Source organism: Salmonella sp. SJTUF15570 (genome assembly GCF_043357055.1).
GTDB lineage: Bacteria > Pseudomonadota > Gammaproteobacteria > Enterobacterales > Enterobacteriaceae > Salmonella > Salmonella enterica.
In genome coordinates, this window is the sequence record NZ_JBEUKJ010000004.1 from 23,890 (window position 1) to 39,933 (window position 16,044).

Annotated in this window: 17 protein-coding genes; 9 read left to right on the forward strand and 8 right to left on the reverse strand. The window is 51.5% G+C overall.

Annotation, left to right across the window (positions count from 1 at the left end; genetic code table 11):
- Positions 1-77: 77 nt before the first annotated feature.
- Positions 78-431, forward strand: a complete 354-nt coding sequence (locus ABVN44_RS08815) for a DsrE/DsrF/TusD sulfur relay family protein (protein ID WP_001179794.1) — start codon at positions 78-80, stop codon at positions 429-431.
- A gap of 79 nt (positions 432-510) precedes the next feature.
- On the opposite strand, the gene chaB is transcribed toward ABVN44_RS08815, so the two are convergent.
- Entirely contained in the window at positions 511-741 is a 231-nt protein-coding gene (gene chaB, locus ABVN44_RS08820; protein WP_001146392.1) for a putative cation transport regulator ChaB, read from the reverse strand.
- A 266-nt stretch (positions 742-1,007) separates the two neighbouring features.
- Between chaB and chaA the strand changes: the two genes are divergently transcribed.
- Entirely contained in the window at positions 1,008-2,108 is a 1,101-nt protein-coding gene (gene chaA / locus ABVN44_RS08825; RefSeq protein ID WP_000148418.1) for a sodium-potassium/proton antiporter ChaA, read from the forward strand.
- A gap of 53 nt (positions 2,109-2,161) precedes the next feature.
- Here the strand turns inward: chaA and kdsA are convergent, their stop codons facing one another.
- The 6 genes from kdsA to hemA are packed head-to-tail and all read right to left on the reverse strand — an operon-like array spanning position 2,162 to position 7,465.
- A complete protein-coding gene (gene kdsA, locus ABVN44_RS08830; RefSeq protein ID WP_000811046.1) occupies positions 2,162-3,016 on the reverse strand; it encodes a 3-deoxy-8-phosphooctulonate synthase in 855 nt (284 codons plus the stop codon).
- A gap of 37 nt (positions 3,017-3,053) precedes the next feature.
- Positions 3,054-3,863 (reverse strand): invasion regulator SirB1, encoded by an 810-nt coding sequence (gene sirB1, locus ABVN44_RS08835; protein ID WP_001257065.1) that lies wholly within the window; start codon positions 3,861-3,863, stop codon positions 3,054-3,056.
- Between the two features lie 3 nt (positions 3,864-3,866).
- Positions 3,867-4,256 (reverse strand): invasion regulator SirB2, encoded by a 390-nt coding sequence (gene sirB2, locus ABVN44_RS08840; RefSeq protein ID WP_000150667.1) that lies wholly within the window; start codon positions 4,254-4,256, stop codon positions 3,867-3,869.
- Positions 4,253-5,086, reverse strand: a complete 834-nt coding sequence (gene prmC, locus ABVN44_RS08845) for a peptide chain release factor N(5)-glutamine methyltransferase (protein ID WP_023231543.1) — start codon at positions 5,084-5,086, stop codon at positions 4,253-4,255. Before prmC ends, sirB2 begins: the two co-directional genes overlap by 4 nt.
- On the reverse strand, positions 5,086-6,168 hold the full coding sequence (gene prfA / locus ABVN44_RS08850) for a peptide chain release factor 1 (protein ID WP_023231544.1): 1,083 nt from the start codon (positions 6,166-6,168) through the stop codon (positions 5,086-5,088). Before prfA ends, prmC begins: the two co-directional genes overlap by 1 nt.
- 40 nt (positions 6,169-6,208) lie before the next feature.
- Positions 6,209-7,465: a glutamyl-tRNA reductase gene (hemA, locus tag ABVN44_RS08855; protein WP_000173208.1), complete on the reverse strand. Its 1,257-nt coding sequence runs from the start codon at positions 7,463-7,465 to the stop codon at positions 6,209-6,211.
- A gap of 313 nt (positions 7,466-7,778) precedes the next feature.
- On the opposite strand from hemA, the gene lolB reads away from it, so the two are divergent.
- The 4 genes from lolB to dauA all read left to right on the forward strand — a co-directional run bounded on the left by lolB (position 7,779) and on the right by dauA (position 12,273).
- Positions 7,779-8,402 (forward strand): lipoprotein insertase outer membrane protein LolB, encoded by a 624-nt coding sequence (gene lolB / locus ABVN44_RS08860; RefSeq protein ID WP_000174484.1) that lies wholly within the window; start codon positions 7,779-7,781, stop codon positions 8,400-8,402.
- On the forward strand, positions 8,399-9,250 hold the full coding sequence (ispE, locus tag ABVN44_RS08865; RefSeq protein WP_000988246.1) for a 4-(cytidine 5'-diphospho)-2-C-methyl-D-erythritol kinase: 852 nt from the start codon (positions 8,399-8,401) through the stop codon (positions 9,248-9,250). Before lolB ends, ispE begins: the two co-directional genes overlap by 4 nt.
- A 265-nt stretch (positions 9,251-9,515) precedes the next feature.
- Positions 9,516-10,463 carry a ribose-phosphate diphosphokinase gene (prs, locus tag ABVN44_RS08870; protein WP_001518537.1) on the forward strand — a complete coding sequence of 316 codons (948 nt, stop codon included), beginning with the start codon at positions 9,516-9,518 and terminating at the stop codon, positions 10,461-10,463.
- Positions 10,464-10,587: 124 nt separating this feature from the next.
- Positions 10,588-12,273, forward strand: coding sequence for a C4-dicarboxylic acid transporter DauA (gene dauA / locus ABVN44_RS08875; RefSeq protein WP_001037181.1), 1,686 nt, complete (start codon positions 10,588-10,590; stop codon positions 12,271-12,273).
- A gap of 44 nt (positions 12,274-12,317) precedes the next feature.
- Here the strand turns inward: dauA and ychH are convergent, their stop codons facing one another.
- Positions 12,318-12,596 carry a stress-induced protein YchH gene (ychH, locus tag ABVN44_RS08880; RefSeq protein ID WP_000823878.1) on the reverse strand — a complete coding sequence of 93 codons (279 nt, stop codon included), beginning with the start codon at positions 12,594-12,596 and terminating at the stop codon, positions 12,318-12,320.
- 275 nt (positions 12,597-12,871) lie between these two features.
- On the opposite strand from ychH, the gene pth reads away from it, so the two are divergent.
- From pth to ABVN44_RS08895, 3 genes are all read left to right on the forward strand, one after another.
- Positions 12,872-13,456, forward strand: coding sequence for an aminoacyl-tRNA hydrolase (gene pth / locus ABVN44_RS08885; protein ID WP_023231337.1), 585 nt, complete (start codon positions 12,872-12,874; stop codon positions 13,454-13,456).
- Positions 13,457-13,572: 116 nt separating this feature from the next.
- Positions 13,573-14,664, forward strand: a complete 1,092-nt coding sequence (ychF, locus tag ABVN44_RS08890; protein WP_000505850.1) for a redox-regulated ATPase YchF — start codon at positions 13,573-13,575, stop codon at positions 14,662-14,664.
- Positions 14,665-15,422: 758 nt separating this feature from the next.
- The gene (locus ABVN44_RS08895) at positions 15,423-16,043 is read left to right on the forward strand and encodes a hypothetical protein (protein ID WP_170873655.1); all 621 of its coding nucleotides are present in this window, start codon (positions 15,423-15,425) and stop codon (positions 16,041-16,043) included.
- Position 16,044 lies beyond the last annotated feature (1 nt).

The window sequence follows — 16,044 nt, forward strand, 5'->3', positions numbered from 1 at the left end:
ACGCATTTGGCGGTACCCGGTTCCCGAGGTAACATAACGCCATTGTCGACAAAATTTCTCGAGGAGAAGGGTTATCCATGCAAAATATCGTCATTATCGCTAACGGCGCCGCCTACGGCAGCGAATCATTATTTAATAGCCTGCGTCTGGCCATTGCGCTGCGCGAGCAGGAAAGCCATCTCGATTTACGCCTGTTTTTGATGTCAGATGCCGTAACCGCAGGGTTACGCGGTCAAAAACCAGCCGAAGGCTACAATATTCAGCAAATGCTGGAAATTCTGACCGCGCAAAACGTACCGGTAAAATTATGCAAAACCTGTGCGGACGGACGTGGTATCACTCCCCTGCCGCTGATTGACGGTGTGGAAATCGGAACGCTGGTCGAGCTGGCGCAATGGACGCTGGCGGCGGACAAAGTGCTGACATTTTGAATCTGTACGCGGGAAAAGCTCCCGCGTCAGGATAGACTTCCGGCAAGAAAATCAGGCCAACACGTGAGTAATACCGCGTTTATTTTTTCTTATGCCATTTATCATCCTCGCCTTTTTCATAATCGTTTTTAACCGCCGCCCAGGCGACTTTGTGTGCGGTTTCCTCGCGGCTGGCGTCATCACGACGATCGGCTTTATCTTTATATTGCTCCCAGGCGCTATTAAAGGCTTCTTTGTAAATGTCCTGGGCATGGGCTGGAAGAACATTCCGCACATTATCGGGTAAATCACTTTTGGCTTTATACGGCATCAGCGCCTCCGTCTTCAGGGAAAACATTAAGTGTGGTAAACAATGCGTTATTACGCCAGTCGAGGAGGATTTTTGCTTTTTACGGAAATTAACTTTTTGTTATTTAAACACTGTTAAAACAAGATGCTTGTTTTACTGACCTTGAAAGAAAAAAATCGTCTACGCCGTAAAACTACGTAAAAAACCACTAAAAAAATACAAATTTCTGCTATTTTTACCTTCTCTACTCTTTCCAAAATATTAACACCTGCACAAGGGAGACCCTCATGACGCATGCCTGTGAGGCGGTGAAAACCCGCCATAAGGAGACTTCGCTTATTTTCCCGGTTCTTGCGCTGGTAGTGCTGTTCCTTTGGGGAAGCAGCCAGTCACTACCAGTGGTTATTGGCATCAATATCCTTGCACTTATTGGTATTTTAAGCAGCGCATTTAGCGTGGTCCGTCATGCCGATGTATTAGCGCACCGACTCGGCGAACCCTACGGATCGCTTATTTTAAGCCTGTCCGTCGTTATTCTTGAGGTGAGTTTAATTTCAGCGCTGATGGCTACCGGCGATGCTGCGCCAACGCTTATGCGCGATACGCTCTACTCTATTATTATGATTGTCACCGGGGGACTGGTCGGTTTCTCGTTGTTGTTGGGCGGGCGTAAATTCGCAACGCAATATATGAATTTATTCGGGATTAAGCAGTATCTTATCGCGCTGTTTCCGCTGGCGATTATTGTGCTGGTTTTTCCAATGGCATTGCCGCAAGCCAATTTCTCTACCGGTCAGGCATTATTGGTCGCGTTAATTTCCGCCGCGATGTACGGCGTATTTTTGTTGATTCAAACCAAAACGCACCAGAGCTTATTTATCTATGAACATGAAGATGAAGGCGATGATGACAATCCACACCACGGTAAACCCTCCGCGCACAGTAGCGGCTGGCATACTGTCTGGTTACTCATTCATTTAATTGCGGTCATTGCCGTTACCAAAATGAATGCCAGCCCGCTGGAGGCGTTGCTGACCAGCATGAACGCCCCGGTCGCCTTTACCGGTTTCCTGGTCGCGCTGTTAATTCTCTCGCCGGAAGGACTGGGCGCGCTGAAGGCGGTACTGAATAATCAGGTTCAGCGGGCAATGAATCTGTTCTTCGGATCGGTGTTGGCGACGATTTCATTAACCGTGCCGGTCGTCACGCTCATCGCCTGGGCGACAGGTAATGATCTGGTGTTTGGTTTAGGCGCGCCGGAAATGGTAGTGATGGTGGCCTCGTTAGTGCTGTGCCATATTTCGTTCTCTACCGGACGCACCAACGTGCTAAACGGCGCGGCGCATCTGGCTTTATTTGCCGCCTATCTGATGACGATTTTTGCCTGATATAAAAAAGCCGGATAGTATCTTATCCGGCCTACACAAGCTAAAAACCGCAATCAGTTCTCGGTATCCAGCTCGTCGAAGCTTTTCACCAAATCATCAATCGCTTTTATCTGGGTCAGGAACTGCTCCAGTTTCGCCAGCGGCAGCGCGGAAGGACCGTCGCACTTCGCATTAGCCGGGTCCGGATGCGACTCCAGGAACAGGCCCGCCAGACCGACAGCCATACCGGCGCGCGCCAGCTCGGTCACCTGACCACGACGACCGCCCGAGGCGGCGCCAAATGGGTCGCGGCATTGCAACGCATGGGTAACATCGAAAATCACCGGCGAGTTGCCAGAGACCTTTTTCATCACGCTAAAGCCCAGCATATCCACCACCAGGTTGTCATAGCCGAAGTTCGCGCCGCGGTCGCACAAAATCACCTTATCGTTACCGCCCTCATGGAACTTATCCACAATATTGCCCATCTGACCCGGGCTTACGAACTGCGGCTTTTTCACGTTAATCACAGCGCCGGTTTTCGCCATCGCTTCCACCAGGTCGGTCTGGCGCGCCAGAAACGCCGGGAGCTGAATCACGTCAACCACATCAGCAACAGGCTGCGCCTGGCTGGCTTCATGGACGTCAGTGATCACTTTTACGCCAAATGTCTGCTTGAGTTCCTGGAAGATTTTCATCCCTTCTTCCAGACCCGGCCCACGGTAAGAGTGAATAGAGGAACGGTTGGCTTTATCAAAAGAGGCCTTGAACACGTAAGGAATACCCAGCTTCTGGGTAACGGTTACGTAGTGCTCACAAATGCGCATTGCCAGATCGCGTGACTCCAGCACGTTCATACCGCCAAACAGCACAAACGGCAGGTCATTTGCCACCTTAATGTCGCCAATGTTAACCACTTTTTGTTTCATAGGATCGCCTTACACTTATAGGTAAAATGTCGGTTAATTAATGTAGAACAATTTGCTTGTGCGCAATGGTGTTGATCTGCGCACGAATCATTTCGCTGATCGGGTCTTCCGGACACTGTTCAACGAAGTAGCTTAAATCAGTCAGCGCAACGTGTTCACACTCAAGCTGCGCGTAGATCAACCCGCGGTCACGGATTTCGTAAGGATCTTCCGGGTTAAATTGCAACAATGCTTCGCTAACACGCAGCGCCAGCTCCATTTGCCGTTCCTCCATCAGCGAGGATTTCAGCGTATCCAGTAGCTTACGAATCACTTCGGCGTTATCCGCTTCGTCCAAATCTTCATTAAACAACTCGGCGACCGGACTAATATTGCCTTTTAACCAGACTTCGAGGGTATGTTCATCAAGCGTTTCACCGTTGAACGGGTTAATCAGCCACATTTCCCCTTCCAGCGATTCAATACGCAAAATCAACTGCGTTGGGAAGATAACGGGCACCAACGGCAAATCAAGACGGTTTGCTATCCATAATAAAATAGCGCCCAACGATACCGCGCTACCCTGGCGTTTTTTCAGGACTTTATCGAGCCATAAAGCATCAGAAAGACGGTAGACGCCGCGGGAATCCGTGAACCCCCACTCGCCGTAAAAAAGTGCCAGCAATTTTTCCAGTTGCTCATCCTGAGACAGGAGCTGGCTAATTTCTTCCTGCGCCAGACTGACCAGACGTTCCAGTTCGTCGTAGACAAACTGCGTGGGAAAATCCAGGCGAATCATCTCTGATGCCAGGATCATGCCATCACACAGCGGCGCATTGTTAAATTCGAAATCAGCTAACGACCTCATGACTTACCCCAGTAACGGTATTTTTGTGGTGGCGAGTTTAATGATGATGTACAGCACCACCAGCGCCAGCGGGAAAGCGATAAAACGCGCCTGCTGGCTGCGCGCCTGACGATAATCAAGCGCAATAAAACCCAAAACGATGTAGATGATAACGCCAAACAGTTTTTCAGTCAGCCATGAGCCCGACTCCGTGAATGGCAGGATGTGCGTTTTAACGATTAACCCAATACCGCTAAGCAGTAACAGGGTATCTATGACGGGAGGCACGATTCGTGTCCAGCGCGCGGCGGCCAACGCATGGCCGCAATAGCGCCACCAGTAACGAGCGACAAACAAACTGACGGAGAGCGCAACACAGATAAGATGAAGCGTGAGCAACATTGCAATTGTCATGGCGTAAAACGTCCGCAGGTCACGCGTTCATTACCACCATAATCACGACACGTTTCTACATCCGAGTAACCAGACCGCCTGAAAACCGCTCTTACCGCTTCGCCCTGCTGCCAACCGTGTTCCAGCAGCAGGAAGCCGCCGGGCGTTAACATCTGGCGGGCGTTATCGATAATATGCGTAAGATCCGCCATACCGTTTTCGTCCGCCACCAACGCCGAGCGCGGTTCAAAGCGTACATCGCCTTCGCTAAGGTGCGGGTCCTGCGCATCAATGTAGGGCGGATTGCTGACAATCATGTCGAACTGCTGCCCCGATAGCGCGCTGAACCAACAACTTTGCAGTATACGCACATTCCGGATAGCCAAATGTTCCGCGTTGCGTATCGCCAGCGCAACCGCATCAGGCATACGATCGACCGCAGTCACCTCGCAATCCGGTCGCTCGCAGGCCAGCGCCAGCGCAATCGCGCCGGTTCCGGTGCCTAAATCCAGAATACGACAGGTTTTTACCGGCAATCGCGCCAACGCCTGTTCAACCAGACATTCGGTATCCGGGCGCGGGATTAGCGTGGCGGGAGAAACGAAGAGCGGCAGCGACCAGAATTCGCGTAAGCCCGTCAGGTACGCAATAGGTTCGCCCTGTCTACGCCGCTGCAGCAGATCCGCGAGCTGTTGTTGCTGGACGTCGGTAAGCGGCGTTTCGCCAAAGGCCATGATATACGTCCGCCCCTTGCCTGTTACGTACTCAAGCAGGATCTCGGCGTCGCGCCGGGGGCTGTCGCTGTCCCGGAGCTGGTTTACCGCCTCATGCAGCCAGTGCTGAAAATCCATTATTCCTGCTCGGATAAGGCGGCCAGCAGGTCAGCCTGGTGTTCCTGAACAATCGGCTCAATCAGCATATCCAGCTTACCTTCCATCGTTTCATCAAGGCGATATAACGTCAGATTAATACGATGATCGGTCACGCGCCCCTGCGGGAAATTATAGGTCCGGTTACGATCGCTGCGATCGCCGCTGCCAAGCAGATTGCGGCGCGTTGACGCCTCGGCCTGCTGGCGTTTTGCCGTTTCGGCGGCGTGAATGCGCGCCCCGAGCACCGAGAGCGCTTTCGCTTTGTTTTTATGCTGCGAACGTTCGTCCTGGCATTCCACCACGATGCCGGTCGGCAAGTGGGTAATACGGATAGCGGAGTCGGTGGTGTTAACGTGCTGACCGCCCGCGCCGGAAGAACGAAACGTATCAATGCGCAGATCCGCCGGGTTAATATCCGGCAGCTCGGCTTCCGGCAGCTCCGGCATCACGGCGACGGTACAGGCGGAGGTATGGATACGTCCCTGCGACTCGGTCGCCGGAACACGCTGTACGCGGTGTCCGCCGGACTCAAATTTCAGTCGGCCATACACGCCGTCGCCGCTGATTTTGGCGATGATCTCTTTATAACCGCCATGCTCGCCTTCGCTCATGCTCATGATCTCCACGCGCCAGCGGCGCGTTTCGGCATAACGGCTGTACATGCGGAACAGATCGCCGGCAAACAGCGCGGCTTCGTCGCCGCCGGTACCGGCGCGAACCTCAAGGAACGCGTTTCGTTCATCATCCGGATCTTTCGGCAGCAGCAGTACCTGTAACTGTTGCTCCAGCTGTTCGCTTTTTTCTTTCGCTTCGCGCAGTTCTTCCTGCGCCATTTCTCGCATTTCAGGATCGTCGAGCATCATCTGAGCCGTCTCGATATCGTCCTGAACCTGTTGCCAGTCCGTAAAACAGCGAGAAACGTCGCTTAATTGCGCATATTCGCGCGACAATGCGCGAAAGCGGTCCTGGTCGGCGATAATTCCCGCATCGCCCAGCAACGCCTGAACTTCCTCATGGCGTTCGTGCAGGGCTTCCAGTTTGGCAACGATAGAAGGCTTCATAGGCGTAAATTCACCCTGTAAAAAAGTGTGGTGTGTGCTGCTACTCCAGCCCGAGGCTGTCGCGCAGAATATTCAGGCGTTCGTCATCCCCGTCACGGGCAGCCTGTTGAAGTGATTTCGTTGGCGCATGAATCAGGCGGTTGGTCAGTTTCCATGCCAGATCCTGCAAGATGGCTTGCGCATCACCGCCCTGTTGAAGGGCCGACAGCGCTTTGGTAGTCAGTTCGTCACGAATCTGCTCCGACTGACTACGGTATTCCCGAATGGTCTCGCTAGCCCCCTGGGCGCGTAGCCAGGCCATAAACTCGCTGGCTTCCTGCTCAACAATCGTTTCCGCTTCTACCGCCGCAGCCTGACGCTGCGCCAGATTATGCGAAATGATGCTCTGTAAATCATCGACGCTATAAAGATAAGCGTTCGCCAGTTTGCCGACTTCCGGCTCAACGTCGCGCGGTACGGCGATATCCACCAGCAGCATCGGCTGGTTGCGACGGCTTTTTAATGCGCGCTCCACCATGCCTTTACCGATAATCGGCAGCGGGCTGGCGGTCGAACTGATGATAATATCGGCATCCTGCAAACGGGCGTCGATATCGCTGAGCGAGATAACCTCAGCGCCAACCTCATCCGCCAGGGCTTGCGCGCGCTCGCGGGTTCGGTTGGCGATAATCATCTTTTGTACTTTATGCTCGCGCAGGTGACGCGCCACCAGTTCAATAGTTTCACCCGCGCCAACTAACAGTACAGTGACCGTCGAGAGCGATTCAAAGATTTGGCGGGCGAGCGTACAGGCGGCAAACGCGACGGAGACGGCGCTGGCGCCGATATCGGTTTCAGTCCGCACTCGCTTGGCGACGGAAAACGACTTCTGAAACATTCGCTCCAGCGCGCTGGCGTTAAGGTGGCCTTTTTGCGAATCCGCAAACGCTTTTTTCACCTGACCGAGGATTTGCGGTTCGCCCAGCACCAGTGAATCCAGACCGCTGGCGACGCGCATCAGGTGGCTGACGGCGTCATTGTCCTGATGCCAGTACAGACTGTTGCGCAGATCGTCCTCGTTCAGGTTATGGTAATCGCATAACCAGCGGATCAGCGCTTCCTGCAGGTTATCCTGCTCTTCCACGCTCAAATACAGCTCTGTACGGTTACAGGTTGACAGCACGACCCCGCCCTGCACCATTGGCTGCGCAAGCAGGCTGTCCAGCGCCTGATCAAGCGTGTCCGGCGAAAACGTTACGCGTTCTCGCAGCGATACAGGTGCCGTTTTATGGTTAATACCGAGCGCTAAAAGGGTCATGTCTGCGGGAGTAGTACCAGCGTTGATATGGTTAGTCTGCTTGCATCATACAGGATGCGCGTGGTCAATAAAAGAGAGAGCCCCCTTTTGGAGTAATTGGCAGCGCTCGCTAATTTGATGATTTAAGACAACTTGAAAGTAGACGATGTCACCAGGCGGCGCTAGCATTAAAGGCTATAACTGTAACCGATAGCAAAAATTTGCCGAATCGCGGCGCGAACGTTTTTACAGCCTGCAGGTTCAGTTTTCAGGCCTGATAAGCGTAACGCCATCAGGCAATTATTGCACCGTATCACAAGGATTCGTCATCACTATGACCCTGCCCGATTTTCGCCTGATTCGTCTACTGCCGTTAGCAAGCCTGGTTCTCACCGCCTGTACGCTTCCTGGGCATAAAGGCCCGGGCAAGAGCCCGGATTCCCCTCAGTGGCGCCAGCATCAGCAAGAGGTGCGTCATCTGAATCAATACCAGACGCGCGGCGCCTTTGCTTACATCTCAGATGATCAGAAAGTCTATGCGCGCTTCTTCTGGCAACAGACCGGACAGGATCGCTATCGCCTGCTGCTCACCAATCCGCTGGGCAGCACCGAGCTGGAGCTTAACGCCCAGCCGGGCAATGTCCAGTTGGTGGATAACAAAGGCCAGCGTTATACCGCCGATGACGCCGAAGAGATGATCGGCAAACTCACCGGGATGCCGATTCCGTTAAACAGCCTGCGGCAGTGGATCCTCGGTCTGCCTGGCGATGCCACCGACTACAAACTGGACGACCAGTATCGCCTGAGCGAAGTGAACTATCGCCAGGATGGTAAAAACTGGAAAGTGGTTTACGGTGGCTATGACAGCAAAACGCAGCCTGCCATGCCTGCCAATATGGAGCTTTCAGACGGCAGTCAGCGCATTAAGCTGAAAATGGATAACTGGATTGTGAAATGATGACCCATTGGCCTTCTCCGGCAAAATTAAATCTGTTTTTATATATCACCGGACAGCGAGCAGACGGCTACCACACGCTGCAGACGCTGTTTCAGTTTCTGGATTATGGCGACACACTCCACATCGAACCGCGTCACGATGGCGAAATCCATTTATTAACGCCGGTTAACGGCGTTGAAAATGAAGACAATCTGATCGTCCGCGCCGCGCGGCTGTTGATGAAAGTCGCCTCGGAGAGTGGGCGCCTGCCCGCCGGAAGCGGTGCGGATATCAGCATTGAGAAGCGCCTTCCCATGGGCGGCGGTCTGGGCGGCGGCTCGTCTAACGCCGCGACCGTTCTGGTGGCGCTCAATCATCTTTGGCAATGCGGGCTTTCCATTGATGAACTGGCGACGCTCGGCCTGACGCTCGGCGCCGACGTCCCGGTCTTTGTTCGTGGCCACGCCGCGTTTGCCGAAGGCGTAGGCGAAATATTAACGCCGGTGAATCCGCCGGAAAAATGGTATCTGGTCGCGCACCCTGGCGTAAGCATTCCGACGCCGGTTATCTTTAAAGATCCTCAATTGCCGCGTAATACGCCAAAAAGGTCAATAGATACGTTACTAAAATGTGAATTCAGCAATGATTGCGAGGTTATCGCAAGAAAACGTTTTCGCGAGGTTGATGCGGCGCTTTCCTGGCTGTTAGAATACGCGCCGTCGCGCCTGACTGGGACAGGGGCCTGTGTCTTTGCTGAATTCGATACAGAGTCTTGTGCTCGCCAGGTGCTTGAGCAAGCCCCGGAATGGCTCAATGCTTTTGTGGCGAAGGGTGTCAACCTCTCCCCATTGCATCGAGAGTTACTCTAACGCATTCGGGTTTCAGGAAGATGGCGAAATGACGAATCGCCGGTCATATATGCCGTATTTGACCGGTGTGAGGCATCGATACCAGCGCACATGAAACGTGAATGAAGACGAGTAAGCCGGGCAAGCTGAGCTTCGGTGACAACGTCACCTTGTTCCAGACGTTGCATCGCGCTCTTTAATACACCGCCTGGATAGGATTTTGCCTGGCCCGCACAGTTTTCGGCAGATTCTTTCCACCAATGGACGCATGCCTGAGGTTCTTCTCGTGCCTGATATGAAGCTTTTTGCTGGTAACGCCACCCCGGAACTAGCACAACGTATTGCCAACCGCCTGTACACTTCTCTCGGCGACGCCGCCGTAGGTCGCTTTAGCGACGGCGAAGTCAGCGTACAAATCAACGAAAATGTACGCGGTGGTGATATTTTCATCATCCAGTCCACTTGTGCCCCAACCAACGACAACCTGATGGAATTGGTCGTTATGGTTGATGCCCTGCGTCGTGCTTCCGCAGGTCGTATCACCGCCGTTATCCCCTACTTTGGCTATGCACGTCAGGACCGTCGCGTACGTTCCGCCCGTGTGCCGATTACCGCAAAAGTTGTCGCTGACTTCCTGTCCAGCGTCGGCGTTGACCGCGTTCTCACCGTAGATCTGCATGCTGAACAGATCCAGGGCTTCTTTGACGTTCCGGTTGATAACGTGTTCGGTAGCCCAATCCTGCTCGAAGATATGCTGCAACTGAATCTGGATAACCCGATCGTGGTTTCTCCGGATATTGGCGGCGTGGTTCGTGCCCGCGCTATCGCTAAGCTGCTGAACGATACCGATATGGCTATCATTGATAAACGTCGTCCGCGCGCGAACGTTTCTCAGGTGATGCACATCATCGGCGACGTCGCTGGCCGTGACTGCGTGCTGGTTGATGATATGATCGATACCGGCGGTACTCTGTGCAAAGCAGCAGAAGCATTGAAAGAACGTGGCGCTAAACGCGTATTTGCCTACGCGACGCACCCGATCTTCTCAGGCAATGCGGCAAACAACCTGCGCAACTCCGTCATTGATGAAGTCGTTGTCTGCGACACCATTCCGCTGACCGACGAAATCAAAGCGCTGCCGAACGTGCGTACTTTGACCCTGTCAGGTATGCTGGCCGAAGCGATTCGCCGTATCAGCAACGAAGAATCGATTTCCGCCATGTTCGAGCATTGATCGAACCCGGATCTGAAACCCGCTGCGGCGGGTTTTTTTGTCTGTAACACCCTTTTGTATGACTTATGCCTCCTTCACCTGCCATTTAGTTGACAGATGATGCGCTCATGGATGAAACATTATTGTGAACAAATTATTTTCCTCACATGTGATGCCTTTCCGCGCTCTCATCGATGCTTGCTGGAAAGAAAAATATACCGCCTCCCGGTTCACCCGTGATGTGATAGCCGGGATCACCGTCGGGATTATTGCTATCCCGCTGGCGATGGCGCTGGCAATTGGCAGTGGCGTTGCGCCGCAGTATGGCCTCTATACCTCCGCTGTCGCCGGGATCGTGATCGCGCTAACCGGCGGCTCGCGCTTTAGCGTTTCCGGCCCTACCGCCGCGTTTGTGGTGATTTTGTATCCGGTATCGCAACAGTTTGGTCTGGCGGGCCTACTGGTCGCCACGCTGATGTCGGGCTTCTTCCTGATCCTTTTCGGCCTGGCGAGACTGGGGCGATTGATTGAATATATCCCGGTGTCGGTCACGTTGGGTTTTACCTCAGGGATTGGTATTACCATCGGTACCATGCAGATTAAAGATTTTCTTGGTCTGCAGATGGCCCATGTGCCAGAGCACTATTTGCAGAAAGTCGGCGCGCTGTTTATGGCGTTGCCCACCGTCAATATTGGCGATGCCGCCATTGGCGTAGTAACGCTGGGAACGTTGATTTTCTGGCCGCGTCTCGGTATTCGTCTGCCAGGACATCTTCCCGCGCTGCTGGCTGGTTGCGCCGTGATGGGGATCGTTAATCTGCTGGGCGGCAATGTGGCGACTATCGGCTCACAGTTCCATTATGTTCTGGCTGACGGCACTCAGGGCAACGGCATCCCGCAGCTCCTGCCGCAACTGATGCTGCCGTGGAGTCTTCCTGGCTCCGATTTCACGCTAAGCTGGGATTCACTGCGCGCGCTGCTGCCAGCGGCCTTCTCGATGGCAATGCTGGGGGCAATCGAATCATTGCTCTGCGCCGTCGTGCTGGACGGCATGACCGGCACCAAACATAAAGCTAACAGCGAACTTATCGGCCAGGGACTGGGGAATATGGTCGCGCCGTTCTTTGGCGGCATCACCGCCACCGCCGCGATTGCCCGCTCTGCCGCCAACGTCCGCGCTGGCGCGACCTCTCCCATCTCGGCGGTAATTCACGCTATCCTGGTCATTCTGGCGCTACTGGTCTTGGCCCCGCTACTCTCCTGGCTGCCGCTTTCCGCGATGGCGGCGCTACTGCTGATGGTGGCATGGAATATGAGTGAAGCCCATAAAGTGGTAGATCTGTTACGCCATGCGCCGAAAGACGACATCATCGTTATGCTGCTGTGCATGTCATTAACGGTTCTGTTTGATATGGTCATCGCCATCAGCGTGGGGATTGTCCTTGCTTCCCTGCTGTTTATGCGCCGTATTGCGCGAATGACTCGACTTGCGCCGGTCAATGTCGATGTGCCTGATGATGTGCTGGTGCTGCGTGTTATCGGTCCGCTCTTTTTCGCCGCGGCGGAAGGACTGTTTACTGACCTTGAGTCACGTATTAAGGGTAAACGTATCGTCGTTCTGAAATGGGACGCAGTACCAGTGCTGGATGCAGGCGGGCTTGATGCTTTTCAGCGTTTTGTGAAGCGTCTGCCGGAGGGTTGCGAATTGCGTATCAGTAATCTGGAGTTCCAACCGCTGCGCACAATGGCGCGTGCCGGTATCAAACCTATTCCTGGGCGTCTGACCTTCTTCCCGAACAGGACGGAGGCGTTAGCGGATTTACTCAGTTAATGGACAATGCCCGGTGGCGATAACGCTTACCGGGCCTGAACCGGTTAGCTATGACGACGATTGTCGTTACGGCGGCAACGTTTGTCATAGTGACGTACCCACCAATATTTGTCGCTCACCTGCTCATGCCCCCCTACACGAGCCCCTGCCAGCCAAAGAACTGCCCCGACAAAAATGCTCAGTATTGCGCCATGCGCAAAAAACTGCGGCAAATTAAACTGCGGCAGTTGGTTTAAAATAGAGTAACCCACGCCGACAACCATCACGACCAGCCCCAACCCCATCAGCACGTTACCGAATAACGAAGCGTTTTTGCGTTTCATATGTCACCTCCGGAACTTTTGGGTTGTTTTTAGGAAATACCCCTAAACTTTATGTGTAAAGTATAGACAACACTTCCGTTTGTAAGTGCGGCTGTGATCACAAATGTAAAGTTTCATTTAACAAAACTCTACAAATAACACACTGAACAGTTTACATTTTTAATAATCAATGCTGGCAATTATTTAATTTACTTCAGAGTGTCGCTCTGTTTTGTCAAGCGGGCAGACAGACAGTAAACTACGCGCCAGTTATGGATCTACTCAGGACAAAAAACGTGGCAATTAAATTGATTGTTGGTCTGGCGAATCCCGGTACGGAATATGCCGCGACGCGACACAATGCAGGCGCATGGTACGTCGATTTACTGGCGGAGCGCCTGCGCGCGCCGTTGCGTGAAGAGCCTAAATTCTTTGGCTATACCTCACGCATCACGCTGGAAGGGGAAGATGTTCGCCTGCTGGTACCCACCACGTTCATGAACCTCAGTGGTAAAGCAGTTGGCGCAATGGCCAGTTTTTACCGTATTCAGCCGGACGAAATTCTGGTCGCTCACGACGAGCTGGATCTCCCTCCGGGCGTGGCGAAATTTAAACTTGGCGGCGGCCACGGCGGCCACAATGGTCTGAAAGACATCATCAGCAAGCTGGGCAATAATCCCAACTTTCACCGCTTACGCGTTGGAATTGGTCATCCAGGCGATAAAAATAAAGTTGTTGGTTTCGTGCTGGGTAAACCCCCTGTTTCTGAACAAAAATTAATTGATGAGGCCATTGACGAAGCGGCACGCTGTACGGAATTGTGGTTCAAAGAGGGTCTGGCCAAAGCAACAAGCCGTTTGCATACCTTTAAGGCGCAATAACCAGTGATGTGCGGCATTTTTGCCGCACGCCGTGTATAATAGGCGAAGTTATTTCCATTTCTGCAATCTGTTTTCTATAACAGATTGATTATTAAGATATTAAGGTGAGTTAAATCATGGGATTCAAATGCGGTATCGTCGGTCTGCCCAACGTCGGGAAATCCACCCTGTTCAACGCGCTGACAAAAGCCGGTATTGAAGCGGCAAACTTTCCGTTCTGCACTATCGAACCGAATACCGGTGTCGTGCCGATGCCCGATCCGCGTCTGGACCAGTTGGCTGAGATTGTTAAACCGCAACGCATTCTACCAACCACGATGGAGTTCGTGGATATCGCCGGTCTGGTAAAAGGCGCATCCAAAGGCGAAGGGTTGGGTAACCAGTTCCTGACCAATATCCGTGAAACCGAAGCTATCGGTCACGTGGTTCGCTGCTTTGAGAACGACAATATCATCCACGTGGCGGGTAAAGTAAATCCGGCAGAAGATATTGATGTTATCAATACCGAACTGGCGCTGGCTGACCTCGATACCTGCGAGCGCGCGATCCATCGCGTACAGAAGAAAGCCAAAGGCGGCGATAAAGACGCCAAAGCGGAACTGGCCGCGCTGGAAAAATGCCTGCCGCACCTGGCCGAAGCGGGGATGCTGCGTTCGCTGGACCTGACGGACGAAGATAAAGCGGCTATCCGTTATTTAAGCTTCCTGACGCTGAAGCCGACGATGTATATCGCTAACGTCAATGAAGACGGTTTTGAAAATAACCCGTATCTAGACCAGGTTCGCGAAATCGCCGCCAAAGAAGGTTCGGTCGTGGTTCCGGTGTGTGCCGCCGTCGAAGCTGATATTGCTGAGCTGGATGATGACGAGCGCGACGAATTTATGGCTGAACTGGGTCTGGAAGAGCCGGGGCTGAACCGCGTTATTCGCGCAGGTTATCGCCTGCTGAACCTCCAGACCTATTTCACCGCCGGGGTGAAAGAAGTTCGCGCATGGACCATTCCGGTTGGCGCAACCGCGCCGCAGGCAGCAGGTAAAATCCATACCGACTTCGAAAAAGGCTTTATCCGCGCCCAAACTATCGCTTTTGACGACTTTATTACCTATAAAGGTGAACAAGGCGCGAAAGAAGCCGGTAAGATGCGAGCGGAAGGCAAAGATTACATCGTTAAAGATGGCGATATAATGAACTTCCTGTTCAACGTCTAAATAACATTCGTTGTCTTATGAGGTTTCATTGAATCTCAGAACAACGGTAAAACTCTATAAAATCCACGCCATTGCGTGGATTTTTCATTTCATAATGTCTCAACTCATCTCGTAACAATGCTGTCAAAAATGAGTACAACATTTTTCCATCTTCATTTTAAGTAAGTACAAGAACGGTATAATAAATAAACAAGGCCCCGTTATGCTCACCGATACGCAATGCCGCACTGCCCGGGCCATAGTGTGAATGTTGTTTCGTCTAAGGTTTTGACTCTATACCAGCGAAAAGCTTTTTAGAAAGGTATAGATACCGTATGGCCTGTTTGGGTTAACTCATATCACAGTATCGCACATAGCCTCAGATCTTGTTCAGGCGTTCCCCCTACACTCGCCACCGAGGATCTTAGGCCAACTGCATGAACTACAAAATTATAATCATTTTGCAATTCTGAAACTAAATATAATTTGCGATTGCACTGCCATTAATTTAATACGCATAATGAATGAATAAAAAATCATTAAAATCGTAGACTGTAATACTCTAAGAATCGCGTGAAGGAATTCATATTAAAATATTGAGATGTTTTTTTAACAAAGAATCAACCCTGTTTGCTCTGTGACTATAGAGAAATACCGAAAGTTTTATTTTTGATCAAATCCAACCGGCTGGACGCACCATCATCAATTTTAGATTGACATTCATTAATAATAGTAGAATAGTGACCATAGAAATTTCGGTAGATATACAGGATGATGCCGTGGATAGTTTTATTTCTAATTTAATCATTTTCTTATTTATTGCCTTTTTGATAACGTTTTTTATATTCACACAAAGAATAAAAGCTAAAGCAATAGATAAAATTGACAATAGTTTGACGCTTTACAGCATTATCTTTAACAAGGGCGTTCAGGACCATGTCACATATCCTCAGAATATCATATCACATTTAAAAATCGATCGTTTTTACCCGTTGGTCACTTACCTCCCTGCAATCCCACTCTTTTGTCTTGTTTTATATTGTCTGGAAGGCTTGTCATTAGCAATATTAACAATTTCTATCATTGCATTACTTTCATTTGCTGCATTGAGTCTTACAATCTCACTTGATATATATGAAAATGCTATTGTTCATAATACGTTGCTAAGGAAAAGAGTCTTTTTATTTAGCCAACTTGACTCTATTGATGAAAAAATAGACTATGACGGTGTTCCAAACACAAAAGAAGAAGCACTAATGTATCCAAGATATTATGCCATAGTAAAAAATGGGCGAGTCATCTTTTGCATACCGAAAACACTTAGCAATTACTCCAACTTCAAAAAAAATTTCAATGAATCGTCTATTTTTATAAAAGAAATAATAGGCAACGAATATTAAC

Bases quoted from the DNA above. Each gene is read 5' to 3' on its own strand.
- ychH (WP_000823878.1), bottom strand. From the start codon at position 12,596: ATGAAACGCAAAAACGCTTCGTTATTCGGTAACGTGCTGATGGGGTTG.
- ispE (WP_000988246.1), top strand. From the start codon at position 8,399: ATGATGACCCATTGGCCTTCTCCGGCAAAATTAAATCTGTTTTTATAT.
- chaB (WP_001146392.1), bottom strand. From the start codon at position 741: ATGCCGTATAAAGCCAAAAGTGATTTACCCGATAATGTGCGGAATGTT.
- ABVN44_RS08815 (WP_001179794.1), top strand. From the start codon at position 78: ATGCAAAATATCGTCATTATCGCTAACGGCGCCGCCTACGGCAGCGAA.
- sirB2 (WP_000150667.1), bottom strand. From the start codon at position 4,256: ATGACAATTGCAATGTTGCTCACGCTTCATCTTATCTGTGTTGCGCTC.
- ychF (WP_000505850.1), top strand. From the start codon at position 13,573: ATGGGATTCAAATGCGGTATCGTCGGTCTGCCCAACGTCGGGAAATCC.
- hemA (WP_000173208.1), bottom strand. From the start codon at position 7,465: ATGACCCTTTTAGCGCTCGGTATTAACCATAAAACGGCACCTGTATCG.
- chaA (WP_000148418.1), top strand. From the start codon at position 1,008: ATGACGCATGCCTGTGAGGCGGTGAAAACCCGCCATAAGGAGACTTCG.
- sirB1 (WP_001257065.1), bottom strand. From the start codon at position 3,863: ATGAGGTCGTTAGCTGATTTCGAATTTAACAATGCGCCGCTGTGTGAT.
- kdsA (WP_000811046.1), bottom strand. From the start codon at position 3,016: ATGAAACAAAAAGTGGTTAACATTGGCGACATTAAGGTGGCAAATGAC.
- prfA (WP_023231544.1), bottom strand. From the start codon at position 6,168: ATGAAGCCTTCTATCGTTGCCAAACTGGAAGCCCTGCACGAACGCCAT.
- prmC (WP_023231543.1), bottom strand. From the start codon at position 5,086: ATGGATTTTCAGCACTGGCTGCATGAGGCGGTAAACCAGCTCCGGGAC.
- lolB (WP_000174484.1), top strand. From the start codon at position 7,779: ATGACCCTGCCCGATTTTCGCCTGATTCGTCTACTGCCGTTAGCAAGC.